The organism is Marinococcus tarijensis (genome assembly GCF_054971385.1).
Window position 1 is genome coordinate 1 of the sequence record NZ_JBQOJA010000027.1, and the last position, 13,814, is coordinate 13,814.

Below are 13,814 nucleotides of genomic sequence, written 5' to 3' on the forward strand. Positions count from 1 at the left end.
TCAAGTCCATATTTTGGTGAAGAGCCCAATATTTAAATCCATGACCAACATTTGTTTTCAAAACTGCAACATTAGAGCATCATCGTGTCTCCTTCCATCATTTCTCATTAATTTTCCATTCTGTTTCATTATAATATCCGGCTCCAAGTATTACTAGAATTGGTATCACTATTAACACAACTTTAATACAAACTTTGGAACAAATCATGATGGCAAAAAATTGAATCAGTCAAAAACCACCAAGTGATACGACGAGCAGCGGAGTTGCTTATCTTTTTTTCTAATATCTAGAAGATTCTATCCTGCTAATCCTTTTGCTCCTATTCCATTCGGTAAAGATGCGTTGGCAGCCGGCTTCTTCCAACAGCTGCTGGGAGTTGAAATCCTGTTGAAAGTTCGATACGCGCGCGTAGCCAATCCGTTGGGTCATGAGGTTTACTCCAAAGGGTCTAAAAGTCTGTCAGGTATCGTACATTTGATTACAGACGAACTTTTAGATGGGAAACATCCCATTTTGAGAAAAAAAACGGGGTGTTGGGTTCGTTGACCAAAAGTTAAGGGTTTTAGATTAATTTTTAGATAGCTAACTTATGGTTTGAAAGACCTTTTTCTTTTTTACTTAAAGAACCAATTTAGCGATAGAACTATTTGGATCAATTAGAGAGCAAAGCCTGTGCGATTTGGCTTTGCTCTTTTGGCTTGCTTCAACTAAGTCATTGGACTCTCTGGTTACAGTGTTCATTTCTTTTGTTTCTAGTTCCTAGTAGAATAGCAAAAGGGATTATTTTACATTCTTTTTGTTATCAAAGGTGAGATTTTTTATGAATGAATGGCAGACAGGAATATTATCAGGTGTATTGGCGACAACCAGTTTTATTCTGTTGGATTCCTTTTTTGCGTTGCCTTATCTGTATGAAATGGTGATTAGCTTTGTTTTTACGCTAACAGGCACATTGGTAGGAGGAAAATTGCTCAATGACAGGAGAAAACGTTCCAGGAGGGAAGCATGAGGATGTTAAGACTATTTTATAAATTATTTGGTACGATTTCGTTTGCTCTGATTCTTATGGACGTGCGCAAGATTATTCATATGCCGGGATGGTTATTTATATCGTTGTGTATTGTTCTGGCAATTTCTATTGGTATTTTCTTTTACCTTCAACGAAAACAATCAAGATATTCCACCGACAATAGAAATTAAAGAAGATTATTAAGAAGGAGGGAGAAGCAATGGAGGAGATGAAGGAGCAGTTGCGGCGGCTGCAGGCGGAGCAGGCGAGATTGCTGGAAGAGTTTGAGAGCGTGGTGAAAAAGTATGAATCCAGTGAGGTTCATCAAGACAATGAAATGCTTCGCCGGTACAACGCCGTTTACCAGGAAACCCTCCAGGAGCTGAGAGAAAAATACCGCGACATCGAAAAAGAAAACGAGAAACTCCGACATTCGCTGCGGGAGCAGATTCTTGATGAAAAAACCAATATTCTAAAGGTTTCCAAGGAAAAACTTTATACATACTTTGGAAAATCGACAGATGCCAGCCGTAATCAGCTGAAGGATTTTGAAGAAGAAACGAAAGCAAGCATTGAAAAGTTAAAAAAACGCCGAACGCAGTCGATTCATCTGGAAAACGAAGCGGTGGACCAGAAACTGGAGGCATTGTCCAAGGAGATCGAGGAAGCAGCTCAGAAAGAACGCGAACAGCTGAACCGTGAAGAGCAGGAACTGCTTCGTTCGTTTTCTTCGCAGTACGAGGAGCTGGCGGAGGAAGAAGTGTCCGAAGAGGTTGTTCAGAAACGGATGAGAGACAATCAACTGGAAATGAAAATCGGCTTGAGCTGGATTAACAAGTTAGGGATTCTGCTGATCCTTTTTGGGGTGGCCGCGGCGTTTCGGTACTCGTATTCGACGTGGTTCAATGAGGAACTCAAAGGTATCATGTTTTCTGTGTTTGGTCTTCTCCTGCTGGCTGGAGGAGAATGGCTTTACCGGAAAGGGAGACAGACGTTTGCCCTTGGATTGACCGGGGGCGGCATCGCTGTATTGTATGGTTCAATTTTTTTCAGTTATTTTTTGCTCAATATTATCGGTCTTGTGTCCGCTCTTCTGTTGTCGGTGCTTGTTACCACGGGGGCGGTCGTGCTCTCTCTTCATTATACATCCAAAACCGTCTGTACGTTCGGCCTCGCAGGCGGCTATCTCCCGTTTTATTCTTATTTACTGGCATTTGGCCTGGAAGATAGCGCGGTCTTTGCAGCGATGGCTTATTTTCTCATCTTGAATGGAGCCATTCTGTGGATTTCGTTTCGGAAACAGTGGAGCGTCGTTCACCATATCAGCTTCTGGCTCAACGTGCCGGCTTTTTTCATCCTGATTGTCCTTTCCCCCTCCAGCGGCATGAGCATAGCCTATACGGTGCTCACGTTCCTGCTGTATCTTGGACTTACGATCGGTTATCCGCTGACGTATCGAACAGCGGTGAAATGGGCGGATGTGGTGCTGCTTGCATTCAACACTGCGATCAGCTGCACCGTGATCTATGTGCTATTTGACGACTTGGGCTGGGTGGATTTCAGAGGCCTGCTTGCAGTGGTTTTCGGGCTCGTTTATTTTGGCCTTGGAAAATTTGTGGAGCAGCGGATGAAAGAGGAAAAACAGGCTTTGGTGTTATTTTACGGGACATCGTTGACCTTCGCTGTTCTGGTGGTGCCGTTTCAATTCGGTGTAGCCTGGGCCACGCTTGGATGGCTCGTGGAGAGCATTGCAATTATGCTGTACGCCAATCGGTATCGGTTGGTCCTGCTTGAAAGAGCTGGCTGGGCTGTATTTGGTTTGATGCTCGCAGCGTTTTTACGAGAAGGAATTCTGTATATGAACGGATGGATGCCGGAATTCTTCCATCTGAAATATACGGTCGTTACCGCGGGGCTGCTGCTTGTGATGTTTTATTATGTTGTTGACCAGACGAAAAAGAAAAAAACGAGACTCTTTCCGAGATTCACCGATTTTATCGCCGGCGTGAAGTATGCTACGCTCCTTCACGTTTGGATATATGCTGTCTATGAAAGCCTGTACTGGTTCAACTGGCATGTCCCTTTAGCCTTTGACCATTACTGGTTTTATCAAGGGCTGATGCTTTCGTTTTTATCTGTTGGATTGGGGTACGGCTTGAAGAAGATACCGCTGCTGTATGACCGGGTAGTGAAGTATTTCTGCCTGTTTTTATACGGTGCCGGCGGGTTGTTCGGGCTGGTGGTTACGCTGACGATGCCGGCTTTGGATGGACCGGAAAATACGATCACCGATTACACCGCGCTGATGGTCCTGCTCGGCTTCCACGCGCTGGTTATGGCAACCGGCCGTGACCTGCCGCTCGCCTATATCCGCGGCCAGTACAAAAATGCAGAGTGGTATCCAGCGCTGGCCGCCATTTACTTCCTCACGGTCCAGGCCGCATTTCTTCACGTGCAGCTTCAGCTCGGAGACGTCAGCTTTGTTATCAGCGTGATCTATCTTGTGACCGCCGTCGGCTATATTTTGTATGGATTTAAACGAAACTTCGTCTATGTCCGCCGGCTCGGCCTCGCCTTATCCTTGTTTGCCACGGGGAAGCTGTTTCTCTTCGATCTTGCCTTCCTGGCTGAAAGCAGCGCTATCGCTGCTTATTTCTGCTTTGGCTTTGTGCTGCTCGGGATCTCGTATCTTTATCAGCGAGTGTCGAACCGTCAGAAATGAAAAAGGAAAAGGTTTTCACAGCATGAGTGCTTAAGAGAAAAATTATGAAATCTAAATAAAAACCAAAAAGAGAGAAGCCTTTGCGTTAAAAAGGGCCTCTCTCTTTTTTATCTTAGTAAAGTGGGCTGCGTCAGGACGAAGCAGGGATGGATTCGCCCACGATATCCTGAAAAACTCGAAATGAGCGGTGCTGTTCGCTTGCCGGGGAATAGATGAAGGAAATATCCACCCGCGCGTGGGCGGCTGGTACCGGCGTGCATGCGATGTAATCATCCTGAAATGAATGAACGTATCGTTCCGACAGGAGGGCGACCCCCATGCCTGCCCGGACGTGCCCCAATAGTGATTCGAGGTTCGAAAAGGTGAGCACCTGTTTCGGAATGATCCCTTCCAGATGAATCATCTGCAGAAGGCGTTCCCGGAACATGCATCCGGGTTCCAGCACAAGAAGAGTCCGCTGATGCACATCATCGAGACTTCCGAGCGGAAGCACCAGCGGATTGGAAACGAGAGTGAGGGTCTCCGTGGAAAAAACATGCTGATGGAGAGCAGGATGGCGCACAGGGCCGGTGACAAAGGCCCCCTGGCATTCATGCTGCAATACCTGCTGGACCAATTCTTCCGTAATGCCGTAGTGGAGCGAAACATCAATCGTTGGAAGAGCCTGATGGAGTGATGACATTAATGCCGGCAGGTGAGTGGCCGCCATGGAGTTGATAGAGCCGAGCACCAGGGGTTCATAGGGCAGTGATGTTTGAGACACCGTATCCACCAGGTGCTCCCACGAGGCAAGCATGTCTTCCACACAGGCAAGCACATAGGTGCCCTGGGGAGTGAGCGTGAGGCCTCTGGAGTGCCGGTGGAAAAGAGCAACGCCGAGCTCATGCTCCAGCCGCTGCAGATGGCCGGTCACATTCGACTGCACATAGTTCCATTTGTGTGCGACCCGGGAAATGTTCTGCTCATGCGCGAGGGCACGAAACAGCTGTAAGGTCTGGATATTCATGGATTACCTCCAGGTATCTGTTTTTATGATAGCTTCCATATTATTTTATCATTATTCATGATTGTCTGGGTGATGTATGGTAGAACCTATCACAGTAAGAGGGAGCGAAGCACCATGCATAACGAGGAACGAATGTGCTGGATACTTGCAGGTGTCCTGGGAGCTGTCATTGGCATCTGCTGGCCGTGGCTTTGGCAGGTGACGCAGAAATTTCCGGGCTGGACAGCGGTTGGAATGACGGCAGGCGGGGGAGGAATCATCATGCCGATCTGTTCTTTTATTCTGGCGGCTTTGGCAATTGGCCGTCGGCCTGTGGCTGCAACCTGGGCCGTGGGAGTCGCGGGTCTTGGCACAATATATTTAACCGTGTTATGGATCCTGCCGGGCGCGTTGAGCTGGACGGGATACGTATTATATCGGAAGCATCATGCGTTAAAAAGTGAAAAACGTTGGAAGGAGGAACCATTCGATCAATAGGCTTTAGAAATAAAGGGGGGAGGGCATGACCTGGCTGTTAGTGACATTATGCTTTATCGGAGGAGCAGCGCTTGCGCTCCAGGCCGGCGTAAACGGAGAAATCGGGAGCAGAATAGGCAGTGTGGAGACGGCCTTTATTGCTTATTTTGTCGGAACCGTATGCTTATTTGTGAGCACACTGGCACAAGGAAGTTTCTCTTTTTCATTTCCCGCTTTTTCATTCTGGAAATGGACAGTGGGGGCGCTGGGCGCTTTTTATATAGTCTGTATCATCCTGGCTGTTCCGAGGATCGGAGCATCGGCGGCAATCACCGCCGGTATAGCCGGACAACTGCTGCTTGGAATGCTGCTGGATCATTTTGGTGCCTTTGGAACGCCGGAAATCCCGATGGATGCCTCGCGCCTGGCCGCGCTCGGATTGATTGGAGTGGCGCTGTACCTGTTTTATCATTGAAGAATAATTTATTCTGGTCTGAGTGCTTCAGCGAATGGAACACAAAAAAAAGGCCCCGGACCGTTGAATGTCCGGGGTCATCATAAGCTTATGCGTTAGATAGCATAAAGGGGCGTATATACTGGATAAATATATACATAATGGACATTCCTTCCATCCTGTGAAATCAAACATGATTTTGCAATAAATTATGAAGCTTTTTATTGATCGTCCGGCGGTACAAACATGCGCAGCTCATGCGGCAGAACGGCGGCGCTGAAGGGGAGGGGGCGTCCTTCGTCTCCGTCAATGTTGACGATGTGCTTCTCGTTGGTGCCTGCCTGCAGCGTAGTGGTGGTGAAGTATTCAATATCCTGGTGATGGGAAAGGTTTCCCTGCAAAAGCTCCGGGATCATTTGGGCGATATTGGTTATCCCGAGCTGTTTGACAACAAACACGTGGAAACACCCATCGTGGATTTCTGCCTGGGGAGCCAGAGACTCAATGCCTCCCACGGAGTTGGTTAAAGCGACGAGGGCAAGGTAAACATCCCCCTCCCATACGCCTGCATCGTGAGTGAGCGTCAGGGAAAACGGTGTATGATGCCGGAACGCCCGGGTGCCTTCCATTACATAGGCAAACGGCCCCCAAGTGGATTTTTGCTCCGGGCTTACATTATACACGGCTTCGGCGATGGCCCCAATAGCCAGAACGTTCATAAAATACGTCTGGTCAATGCGTCCAATGTCGACAGGAACGATATGCTGGTGCTGCAACACTTGTATGGCCCGAGCGGGATCTAAAGGCAGCCGGAGAGCACGGGCAAAGTCGTTCACCGTCCCGAGCGGAAGAAAACCAAAGGCCGGCTGGTAGGGCTGACCGGCGAGGCCGTTGATGCATTCATTAACGGTGCCGTCACCGCCTAACGTCACAAGAGCATCAAATTCCTGCTCACATGCCTGCCGGGCCAGCTCTATAGCATCCCCAGCCTGTCTCGTGTAGCGGATTGTAACGCTGGAATACAATTCCTGTAATACTTTGATGGCAGAAGCCTCGTAGGACATCGCTTCTTCTTTACCGGAAGACGGGTTGATGATGAGCATGGCGTTTGACATTAAAAGCTCCTTTTTTATGAAAATAGGGAAGCGGCTCCTGGGGAACGCTCATAGACATACTTCTTTTTTGGATTACGTTGAAATAACTTTTACGTTGCAGTCAACTTTTTTTCGGACGCTTTTGGCTGTATTGCCGAGTAGCGCCCGGTCGATTTTGGAAGCACCCGATTCTCCGAGAACCACTAGATCTATTTCATATCTGGCACAAAGTTTTCCGATGTCCCGTTTGGGTAGACCTGGCTCCATCACAGTCTCAACGCGAGGAACGCCCTGTTCGACAGCCCATTCCTTGGAGCGCTGAAGCTGGGAGGAGGCCTGATCCTGGAGCCGGCGGAATCCATTCGGATCCATGCGCTCAAAGGAGGAGTATCCTTTGGTGTCCATCATAAAGGCAATAAGTAACGTCGCCTGGTGCTCCTGTGCCAATTGTACGGCCTGGACAAACGGGTCATGCGAGGTAGCTTCGAGAGTTTCGATGCCGACTAATATACGGTTCAGTTGTTGCATAGCTGGTCTTCCTTTCTATTAAAAACGTTAATATATACTATTTTTCAAAAGAGAAAAATAACAAAAATAGGAATGAAAATGGTTTCATAAAAATATAAAAAGCCAGAAAAAGAGTATGTACTCTTTTTCTGGCTGATGGTTTAGCTTTAATATCTATCCATTGCTGCCGCATATAAAGAGATGACTGCAGCCTTCGTGGAAGAACCATAATCATTCTTAACAAATATACCCATTAAGGGAAGCGGCAAAACATAGTAGTTTTCCCTTTTTTTAATTATTTTCTTTATGCCTGCTTTAAGTGAGGGCTTTCTAATAGTGATTTTTCGTACTTAAGATGATATACTAAAACAAAACATATGTTCTTTTTTTTGAAAATTACGATGGTGAAAAAAGAAGGGGGCCGACCGATGACACAAAAGCTTTATGATTCCAGATGCAACCAGCCCCTGGTTGCTATGTTTATGCAGTATGTCGATGATAATATTCAGTGCCAGCTCACGGTGCGCCGTTTGGCAGAAGCGCTGGAAACCAGGCCTTACATATTATCACAGGCAGTAAATACCTCGCTTGGCCAAACCATTCCCGGCTACATTCACAAGCGGCGTATGGAGGTTGCTGCCCGTCTGCTGATCGAAACTGATTATGCCATTCGTACAATTGCCAAACGGCTTCGTTTTAATGGCCAGGATTACTTTACGGCCCAATTTCGTATTCACCAGGGCCTGTCTCCCAGTGCATACCGGGAAGCCTACCAGTTCTAAAAGCTTTAGGTACAGAGAAAGTTAAAAAGGTAAAAAGAGTTTCGCTCATAGGCGAACGGGAATGAATTTATCGTAATCCTATTCTTATGGCTTCCGGAATATGGGAATACCGAGCGCCTGAAAAGCCATTCAGAAATCTTCGGCTTTTTTGTAATAGATAAATAAAAAAGCGTTTATGCTGTAAGGAAATGAATACGAACCGGATATTGGAAATCATTTAAATGTTGAAACGATTACCATAAAAATAGACAAGGAGTAATAATATGTCGAACGAACGTCCGTTTACCATGGTCACCGGGGCCTCCTCAGGTTTGGGGCTGGAGCTTGCCAAATTATTCGCCCAGGATGGGTGCGATATTGCAATGTCGGGCTCGAGCGAACGTATTTTTGAAGCGGCGGAGACTATCAAGAGCTACGGGGTGAAGACATATCCCCACCAGGCAGATGCATCGACGTACGAGGGTGTGGAATCCTTTTGGAAATTTGTGAAAAGTAAGAACAGAGAGCTGGATACAGCTGTTTTAAATGTCGGTGTCAGCCTTGGCGGTTCCTTTTTAGAAAACGATTTGCAGGAAGAGCTGAAGCTGATAGACATTAATATTTCGGGAACGGTGCATATGGCAAAACGCGTCGTACAGGATATGGTTCCGAATAAAAAGGGAGATATCCTTATCGTTTCATCTTTTTCTGCGACATTGCCGACCCCGTACGAAACGGTATATGGGCCGTCGAAGGCATTTGGATTTATGTTTGCGGAATCCTTACGGGAGGAGTTAAGAGACACGGGCGTCAATGTAACAGCTATGCTCCCTGGTGCCACTAATACGGATTTTCACCATAATGCCGGCATGGATTCTACCTACTTTGGTGATGAGAGAAACAAAAATGACAAGGAATTAGTAGCCCAGCAGGGTTATGACGCGCTAAAAAACAAACTGGATCACGTGGTTTGTGGCGATGAAGCTACGAAGAAGGCGGCAGAAGAGAATAGAACCACGCCTGAAGAGGTTAAAGCAGCGGAGCATGCAAAAAAAGCAAAGCCTCGGTAAGTAATAAAGCCTGAACGATTACTTAAACCGGTCCCGGGAAAACTCCGGAACCGGTTTTTTATTAATTATGCTAAAATGAACGGAAATATTTGAGATTAAAAAGTTGTAACGGTAAAGGAGGAAAATGCAATTATGGAGGTAGTATATCTTGCCGGCGGCTGTTTATGGGGCGTGCAGGCGTTTATCAAAACGCTGCCCGGCGTGGAATGTACAGAGGCGGGGAGAGCAAATGGAAGCAGTTATACGCTGGACGGTGACTATGACGGCTACGCCGAATGCGTGAAAACGGGATTTGACCCTGCAGTAATATCAATCCGAGAGCTGATGGAATATTTATTTGAAATCATCGATCCGTACAGCTTGAATCAGCAGGGGGAGGACACAGGGGAGAAATACAGAACCGGCGTGTATAGCGAAAAGCCGGAGCATCTAACAGAAGCGGCGGCTTTTCTTAAGGAGAGAGCAGATTACGACCGTATCATGGTGGAGGTGCAGCCTCTGAAAAACTACATAAAAAGCGCAGAGGAGCACCAGGACCGACTGGATAAGCATCCCGGCGATTATTGTCACATTCCGGAAGGATTACTACGTAAATATAGTGGGTGAAGCTCTTTCTTTGATGCCGCCCGGGCTGGCGGAAAAGCTATAAAGCTGCGTAAAAGCCCGCCAGGAAAAAGACTGCGACGACAGCAGCTATCACGGTAAAGCATAAGTACGTGAAAGCGATCGTCAAGGCTTTCGGCCTGCTCGTATTTGCCGCCACCTGGATCGTGCCGACCGCAACGACAAATACCCATATAAAAGAAAGCCATTCGAGCACTCTGTAGATAACCGTAATTAAGGCGGGAGTACTTCCCTGGGCAAAAAATAAAACCAATCCAATTAGTGCAACCGGCAGCAAAAAGAGGGAAGGGATAATAGTTAAAATATTGACCCAAAAAGCTTTTTGATAGGAGAGGGGACGATTATGAATACTGCCCGCTCCTTTCAAAATCACGGGTAATATAAAGACAGCACTTCCGCCAAAGAGGGCCGCCGCCACTAAAAGCCAGAGATTGCTGGAAAGAATCGGAGATTGATTAGTACCAATGGAAATATAATTCGTAATAAACGTATGTAAAAGACTGAGCCCAAGAATAATGGCTGCCACTGCTGGAAGCGGGTACTGGGTAGTTAAAAAAGCAAATTGCTTCCGGGGCTGAAAAGGAAGCTGTAGTATGGATGTAAACATAGAAGCCCTCCTAATCTTATGCAAAATAATATAAAACATATAAGGCAGACCTCGATCAGCCCGGCGCATGAAAATACCATAGGTGCTGAACATGTCTGCCTTATCACGAATTCACAGTCGACGTTTTTATGCTGCTGATAATCGTTTAGTAAAGAGGGGAACGAGCAGCAGCGTAATAACGAAGACCACTCCAATAAATGAGCCCCAGTACATCACCGCATGGTCAAAAGGGATATTTAACGCCCTTATGGAAAAACGATGAACAATTCCTGCTGTAATAAAAATCAAACAATTAGCCAATGCCAGCATTAAATAGCGCATAGATCGGACTCCTCCACTTTTATGTAAATTAATTACATTTAAAACGATAATATACATATGTTAAAGTCGCAAGCCTTTATGAATAGGCATTGAAAATTTATTCAAGCAGAATTATTTTATTTGATGATTTGGGTGGGTTTCACGACCGGATAAATTTGTTAAAATAAATTTTAGAAAGGGTATTAAACTTTTATTCTTTCGTGCGCGAATAATGTACAAAGAAAGAAGGACGTCTATGCTGGCTGCAAAGGAGAAAGCAGAGAAAAAAACAGTGTTAAAACCAGCAACCCCCGGGGCAAAAGCAGCTCTGATCTATGGCCTGCTGTTTGTGGCTCTCATGCTGGCAGCGGAAAAAACGATTACGGCAGATAATCTCGGTCTGCCTGCTGTTGCTTTATTTTTAGCTGTAAACAGCTGCGATTATATCGAACGTAAAAGCCGTAAGCATTTCCAGCAGGTCATTATCGCAGGAGCCTTTCTTTTAGCCGTGGCTTGCGCCCTGGCCATGACGCTTTGGATTGTTTAGCGGCAAATGATAAATAGTCGCGGTGGTATGGAAATGACCTTCGAGCGCCGTTTTTTTTAAGGATTATTGTTCACGCCAAATAACAGGCCTATAACAAGAGGCATCAGTACAGTACATAAAATAATTGTAGAAGGAACGAAAATTCCTATATATTTCTTTTTTCCAGACTCTTTGTTAACGACGGCCGCAATACTGCTTACTGCGCCTAAAAGGATAAAAACAACGGCTGAAATTACTAATACGTTGACTACAAATAGAGTGAAGCCCTGTGGTATACCTGGGGCGATAACATAGGTAAGGCCAAGAGAAGCAGCACCGAGGACACTGGTTACCACAGACCAATAACTGTAGGATTTATGAAATATCATTTTTTTCCTTCCTTCTGTTTGAGGTGATGGTCAACCCAGATATAAATACCGGCGCCTGCTGAAGCGGACATCGCTGAAGACACAGGCACATCGATAAAATAAGAGCCAGTTAGTATTAGAAAGCCTAATACAATAGAGGTAAGTGCGTGAATAATAATCCAAACCATCAGAAGATATTTTAACCCTTTGAGCATTTTCATCGTGACTGCTCCTTATACTCAATTTTCATGAATTCTTGTTGCTGAACACGGCATAAGCGGTTGCCATCGCAAGAAAGGAGACCACCGCATTGCTGGATATCTGGAGTAACGCCGGCAGGTCGGGAAGCAGAACGTCCAATAAAAACAAAACAATAATTGTTAGAGAACCTGCTAATATCCCTGTTTTCCAGGCGGTGTTCATATCTATTTCCTCCTTATTGGCAAACATTCAGATCTTATCAGACCATATAGCGCTGGATCATCTGCACGTCGTATATTAAAGCGAATATCAAAAGTACAAAACATCCAATGCCAATGTAAAAGTTTTGATGATCTTTTTTGGCATGAAACCGGTACAGCAGATACAGCCACACGAAAAATGGGGTCAGAGGGGTGGACACCATGCCAATGGTAATAAAAAATTGATTGATACTGCTGAAAAGGCCAAGAGTGAACAGGGATACCAATCCCAGGCCGTACACCAAAAACATGCCGGCCAGCAGCATGGCAAGATTCCATTTTTTCATTGAATAACCTCCAATATTTTCGACCCTGAAGCGAACAGCAGGCTTATCCCAAGGGCTGTGCATACCCATAAGGCCAGACGCAGATCCCAGCGCCCGAGATGAAGATGGCCTGCATAGCTGACCGTCCATATGGCGCTGAAGGAAAGGAAGAAAAGAAACGTCGAAGGACGAAGGTCAGCTGTAAAGCCCGTTCCAAATAAACCAAACCCAATTAACCCGCATACGAAAAAGAGCAGAAAAAAATACAGTATATGAACCACAGTACGCATAATTTCACCCTGAATTCTATGTTAGTAATTATTTCCATTTTTGAACATAGGAATCGAAAATACAAGGTTTTTAAGGATTAAAGTTATTGTTGTTTTTTGACTGAAGGTATATTAAGGTGAAACTATGTTGTTATACAAGGTAGATGGGAAATACTTAGTTTAACCTATTCTGTCGGCAATTTGCACGGCGGGTTTTTAATTAAATAACTAGCATGTATTGCAAGGCAGGTGACCAGATGAATGAGCGAAGCCAGCTGTTAAAGGGCATTCTCGAGGGGTGTATTTTAGCTGTTATTTCCCGGGAGACCGTCTATGGCTATGAGCTGGCGGTCAAGCTGCAGCAGCAGGGGATCGACGTCAAAGAAGGATCCATTTATCCGCTGCTTTTGCGGCTGCAGAAGGAAAAGCTGATTCACGGGGAAATGAAGGCTTCCGGCAGTGGACCGAACCGGAAATACTATACGCTGACCCCGGCGGGAGAAGCTTCGCTGGAGGCGTTCCGGGAGAACTGGAAGGCCCTGAAGCAGCCCGTGGATCAATTACTCGACAAGGAGGAGTCGTAGGTGAGCACGTTGGTGGAGGAAAACAACGAAAAGCGAAACCAATTAAATAAAGAAAATAAGAAAATATACGAAGATATGATGGTGTATATCCGCCTTTCATTTAATAAAAGTGACCAGGAGACCGAAGAGGTGCTGATGGAGCTGCTGGATCAACTTCTCATTTTGCAGGCAGAGGGGAAAGACAGTTCGGAGCTGTTTGGATCCGACCCCAGGCAGTATGCGAAGGATATTGTCGGCGAGCTTCCTCATACAGTGCCCAAAGAAATGATGACGTTGCTTGTAATGGGCATTTGTTATTTTTTAGGTGTATATATGCTGACTACTGGATTGATACAAACGATTCTTTCATATGGTTTTCAGCAGTTGGAGCCGACGAAATCGTACAGCCTAGGCACGACTGTGATAATTATTATCGTCTCGAGCATTATATTATCGGTCGTGGGCTACAGTGTATTTCGTTATATCAAGTGGTCTTGTTTCCGGGATATTTCGAAAATAAAGGAATTCCTGGTATCAGGTTTTCTATTCGCAGTCGTGCCGGGAACAATATTTTTTGCAATGTATTTCTGGCTGCCTCCGCTGGGACCGACGTTAACCGTTCCAGTATATTGGCTGGGGATAGCTGGAGCGGTGTTTCTACTGGTGGCTGAAATATTGCGGAGGAAAGATTAAGAAAGAAGGGTCATCCTTGAAGAAAGAGGAGACCCTTCTTTTCTTATGATAAAAACC

21 protein-coding genes are annotated in these 13,814 nt (G+C 45.8%); 11 read left to right on the plus strand and 10 right to left on the minus strand.

Translation table 11 applies throughout. From position 1 onward, the window contains the following. Positions 1 to 821 precede the first annotated feature (821 nt). From ACTTK7_RS13530 to ACTTK7_RS13540, 3 genes are read left to right on the plus strand one after another with little or no spacing between them, the layout of a single operon-like run. Positions 822 to 1,010, plus strand: coding sequence for a hypothetical protein (locus ACTTK7_RS13530; protein WP_462868612.1), 189 nt, complete (start codon positions 822 to 824; stop codon positions 1,008 to 1,010). A gap of 2 nt (positions 1,011 to 1,012) precedes the next feature. Further along, a complete protein-coding gene (locus ACTTK7_RS13535; RefSeq protein ID WP_462868613.1) occupies positions 1,013 to 1,201 on the plus strand; it encodes a hypothetical protein in 189 nt (62 codons plus the stop codon). Between the two features lie 29 nt (positions 1,202 to 1,230). Beyond that, positions 1,231 to 3,732, plus strand: a complete 2,502-nt coding sequence (locus ACTTK7_RS13540; RefSeq protein WP_462868614.1) for a DUF2339 domain-containing protein — start codon at positions 1,231 to 1,233, stop codon at positions 3,730 to 3,732. A 130-nt stretch (positions 3,733 to 3,862) separates the two neighbouring features. Here ACTTK7_RS13540 and ACTTK7_RS13545 read toward each other — a convergent pair whose 3' ends face one another. Continuing rightward, positions 3,863 to 4,738, minus strand: a complete 876-nt coding sequence (locus tag ACTTK7_RS13545) for a LysR family transcriptional regulator (RefSeq protein WP_462868615.1) — start codon at positions 4,736 to 4,738, stop codon at positions 3,863 to 3,865. A 114-nt stretch (positions 4,739 to 4,852) separates the two neighbouring features. On the opposite strand from ACTTK7_RS13545, the gene ACTTK7_RS13550 reads away from it, so the two are divergent. After that, the gene (locus ACTTK7_RS13550) at positions 4,853 to 5,215 is read left to right on the plus strand and encodes a hypothetical protein (protein ID WP_462868617.1); all 363 of its coding nucleotides are present in this window, start codon (positions 4,853 to 4,855) and stop codon (positions 5,213 to 5,215) included. Between the two features lie 25 nt (positions 5,216 to 5,240). Then, positions 5,241 to 5,669: a DMT family transporter gene (locus ACTTK7_RS13555; protein ID WP_462868618.1), complete on the plus strand. Its 429-nt coding sequence runs from the start codon at positions 5,241 to 5,243 to the stop codon at positions 5,667 to 5,669. Positions 5,670 to 5,869: 200 nt separating this feature from the next. On the opposite strand, the gene ACTTK7_RS13560 is transcribed toward ACTTK7_RS13555, so the two are convergent. Together ACTTK7_RS13560 and ACTTK7_RS13565 are read right to left on the minus strand one after the other, a co-directional pair. After that, positions 5,870 to 6,763 carry a diacylglycerol/lipid kinase family protein gene (locus ACTTK7_RS13560; RefSeq protein WP_462868619.1) on the minus strand — a complete coding sequence of 298 codons (894 nt, stop codon included), beginning with the start codon at positions 6,761 to 6,763 and terminating at the stop codon, positions 5,870 to 5,872. 72 nt (positions 6,764 to 6,835) lie between these two features. Continuing rightward, positions 6,836 to 7,270, minus strand: coding sequence for a universal stress protein (locus ACTTK7_RS13565; RefSeq protein ID WP_462868620.1), 435 nt, complete (start codon positions 7,268 to 7,270; stop codon positions 6,836 to 6,838). A gap of 407 nt (positions 7,271 to 7,677) precedes the next feature. Between ACTTK7_RS13565 and ACTTK7_RS13570 the strand changes: the two genes are divergently transcribed. From ACTTK7_RS13570 to ACTTK7_RS13580, 3 genes are all read left to right on the plus strand, one after another. After that, on the plus strand, positions 7,678 to 8,031 hold the full coding sequence (locus ACTTK7_RS13570; RefSeq protein ID WP_462868621.1) for a helix-turn-helix transcriptional regulator: 354 nt from the start codon (positions 7,678 to 7,680) through the stop codon (positions 8,029 to 8,031). Positions 8,032 to 8,294: 263 nt separating this feature from the next. After that, a complete protein-coding gene (locus ACTTK7_RS13575; protein ID WP_462868622.1) occupies positions 8,295 to 9,080 on the plus strand; it encodes an SDR family NAD(P)-dependent oxidoreductase in 786 nt (261 codons plus the stop codon). A 132-nt stretch (positions 9,081 to 9,212) separates the two neighbouring features. Then, positions 9,213 to 9,686, plus strand: coding sequence for a peptide-methionine (S)-S-oxide reductase (locus ACTTK7_RS13580; RefSeq protein WP_462868623.1), 474 nt, complete (start codon positions 9,213 to 9,215; stop codon positions 9,684 to 9,686). Between the two features lie 37 nt (positions 9,687 to 9,723). Here the strand turns inward: ACTTK7_RS13580 and ACTTK7_RS13585 are convergent, their stop codons facing one another. Both ACTTK7_RS13585 and ACTTK7_RS13590 read right to left on the minus strand, forming a co-directional pair. Then, positions 9,724 to 10,311, minus strand: coding sequence for a hypothetical protein (locus ACTTK7_RS13585; protein WP_462868624.1), 588 nt, complete (start codon positions 10,309 to 10,311; stop codon positions 9,724 to 9,726). 126 nt (positions 10,312 to 10,437) lie between these two features. Continuing rightward, positions 10,438 to 10,632 carry a bacteriocin-like WGxF protein gene (locus ACTTK7_RS13590; protein ID WP_462868625.1) on the minus strand — a complete coding sequence of 65 codons (195 nt, stop codon included), beginning with the start codon at positions 10,630 to 10,632 and terminating at the stop codon, positions 10,438 to 10,440. Between the two features lie 235 nt (positions 10,633 to 10,867). Here ACTTK7_RS13590 and ACTTK7_RS13595 point away from each other — a divergent pair, with 235 nt between their 5' ends. Continuing rightward, positions 10,868 to 11,158: a hypothetical protein gene (locus ACTTK7_RS13595; protein ID WP_462868626.1), complete on the plus strand. Its 291-nt coding sequence runs from the start codon at positions 10,868 to 10,870 to the stop codon at positions 11,156 to 11,158. 56 nt (positions 11,159 to 11,214) lie between these two features. Here ACTTK7_RS13595 and ACTTK7_RS13600 read toward each other — a convergent pair whose 3' ends face one another. The 5 genes from ACTTK7_RS13600 to ACTTK7_RS13620 are packed head-to-tail and all read right to left on the minus strand — an operon-like array spanning position 11,215 to position 12,522. Further along, a complete protein-coding gene (locus ACTTK7_RS13600; protein WP_462868627.1) occupies positions 11,215 to 11,526 on the minus strand; it encodes a hypothetical protein in 312 nt (103 codons plus the stop codon). Beyond that, a complete protein-coding gene (locus tag ACTTK7_RS13605) occupies positions 11,523 to 11,726 on the minus strand; it encodes a hypothetical protein (protein WP_462868628.1) in 204 nt (67 codons plus the stop codon). The genes ACTTK7_RS13600 and ACTTK7_RS13605 overlap by 4 nt, the downstream gene beginning before the upstream one ends. Before the next feature lie 25 nt (positions 11,727 to 11,751). Next, on the minus strand, positions 11,752 to 11,928 hold the full coding sequence (locus tag ACTTK7_RS13610) for a hypothetical protein (RefSeq protein ID WP_462868629.1): 177 nt from the start codon (positions 11,926 to 11,928) through the stop codon (positions 11,752 to 11,754). A gap of 37 nt (positions 11,929 to 11,965) precedes the next feature. Further along, the gene (locus ACTTK7_RS13615) at positions 11,966 to 12,253 is read right to left on the minus strand and encodes a hypothetical protein (protein ID WP_462868630.1); all 288 of its coding nucleotides are present in this window, start codon (positions 12,251 to 12,253) and stop codon (positions 11,966 to 11,968) included. Next, entirely contained in the window at positions 12,250 to 12,522 is a 273-nt protein-coding gene (locus tag ACTTK7_RS13620) for a hypothetical protein (protein WP_462868631.1), read from the minus strand. Before ACTTK7_RS13620 ends, ACTTK7_RS13615 begins: the two co-directional genes overlap by 4 nt. Positions 12,523 to 12,758: 236 nt before the next feature. On the opposite strand from ACTTK7_RS13620, the gene ACTTK7_RS13625 reads away from it, so the two are divergent. Beyond that, on the plus strand, positions 12,759 to 13,085 hold the full coding sequence (locus ACTTK7_RS13625; protein WP_462868632.1) for a PadR family transcriptional regulator: 327 nt from the start codon (positions 12,759 to 12,761) through the stop codon (positions 13,083 to 13,085). Beyond that, entirely contained in the window at positions 13,086 to 13,757 is a 672-nt protein-coding gene (locus tag ACTTK7_RS13630; protein ID WP_462868633.1) for a DUF1129 family protein, read from the plus strand. Positions 13,758 to 13,814: the final 57 nt, after the last annotated feature.

Coding starts and splice junctions, on each gene's coding strand:
- ACTTK7_RS13530 (WP_462868612.1), top strand. CDS start 822: ATGAATGAATGGCAGACAGGAATATTATCAGGTGTATTGGCGACAACC.
- ACTTK7_RS13535 (WP_462868613.1), top strand. CDS start 1,013: ATGTTAAGACTATTTTATAAATTATTTGGTACGATTTCGTTTGCTCTG.
- ACTTK7_RS13540 (WP_462868614.1), top strand. CDS start 1,231: ATGGAGGAGATGAAGGAGCAGTTGCGGCGGCTGCAGGCGGAGCAGGCG.
- ACTTK7_RS13545 (WP_462868615.1), bottom strand. CDS start 4,738: ATGAATATCCAGACCTTACAGCTGTTTCGTGCCCTCGCGCATGAGCAG.
- ACTTK7_RS13550 (WP_462868617.1), top strand. CDS start 4,853: ATGCATAACGAGGAACGAATGTGCTGGATACTTGCAGGTGTCCTGGGA.
- ACTTK7_RS13555 (WP_462868618.1), top strand. CDS start 5,241: ATGACCTGGCTGTTAGTGACATTATGCTTTATCGGAGGAGCAGCGCTT.
- ACTTK7_RS13560 (WP_462868619.1), bottom strand. CDS start 6,763: ATGTCAAACGCCATGCTCATCATCAACCCGTCTTCCGGTAAAGAAGAA.
- ACTTK7_RS13565 (WP_462868620.1), bottom strand. CDS start 7,270: ATGCAACAACTGAACCGTATATTAGTCGGCATCGAAACTCTCGAAGCT.
- ACTTK7_RS13570 (WP_462868621.1), top strand. CDS start 7,678: ATGACACAAAAGCTTTATGATTCCAGATGCAACCAGCCCCTGGTTGCT.
- ACTTK7_RS13575 (WP_462868622.1), top strand. CDS start 8,295: ATGTCGAACGAACGTCCGTTTACCATGGTCACCGGGGCCTCCTCAGGT.
- ACTTK7_RS13580 (WP_462868623.1), top strand. CDS start 9,213: ATGGAGGTAGTATATCTTGCCGGCGGCTGTTTATGGGGCGTGCAGGCG.
- ACTTK7_RS13585 (WP_462868624.1), bottom strand. CDS start 10,311: ATGTTTACATCCATACTACAGCTTCCTTTTCAGCCCCGGAAGCAATTT.
- ACTTK7_RS13590 (WP_462868625.1), bottom strand. CDS start 10,632: ATGCGCTATTTAATGCTGGCATTGGCTAATTGTTTGATTTTTATTACA.
- ACTTK7_RS13595 (WP_462868626.1), top strand. CDS start 10,868: ATGCTGGCTGCAAAGGAGAAAGCAGAGAAAAAAACAGTGTTAAAACCA.
- ACTTK7_RS13600 (WP_462868627.1), bottom strand. CDS start 11,526: ATGATATTTCATAAATCCTACAGTTATTGGTCTGTGGTAACCAGTGTC.
- ACTTK7_RS13605 (WP_462868628.1), bottom strand. CDS start 11,726: ATGAAAATGCTCAAAGGGTTAAAATATCTTCTGATGGTTTGGATTATT.
- ACTTK7_RS13610 (WP_462868629.1), bottom strand. CDS start 11,928: ATGAACACCGCCTGGAAAACAGGGATATTAGCAGGTTCTCTAACAATT.
- ACTTK7_RS13615 (WP_462868630.1), bottom strand. CDS start 12,253: ATGAAAAAATGGAATCTTGCCATGCTGCTGGCCGGCATGTTTTTGGTG.
- ACTTK7_RS13620 (WP_462868631.1), bottom strand. CDS start 12,522: ATGCGTACTGTGGTTCATATACTGTATTTTTTTCTGCTCTTTTTCGTA.
- ACTTK7_RS13625 (WP_462868632.1), top strand. CDS start 12,759: ATGAATGAGCGAAGCCAGCTGTTAAAGGGCATTCTCGAGGGGTGTATT.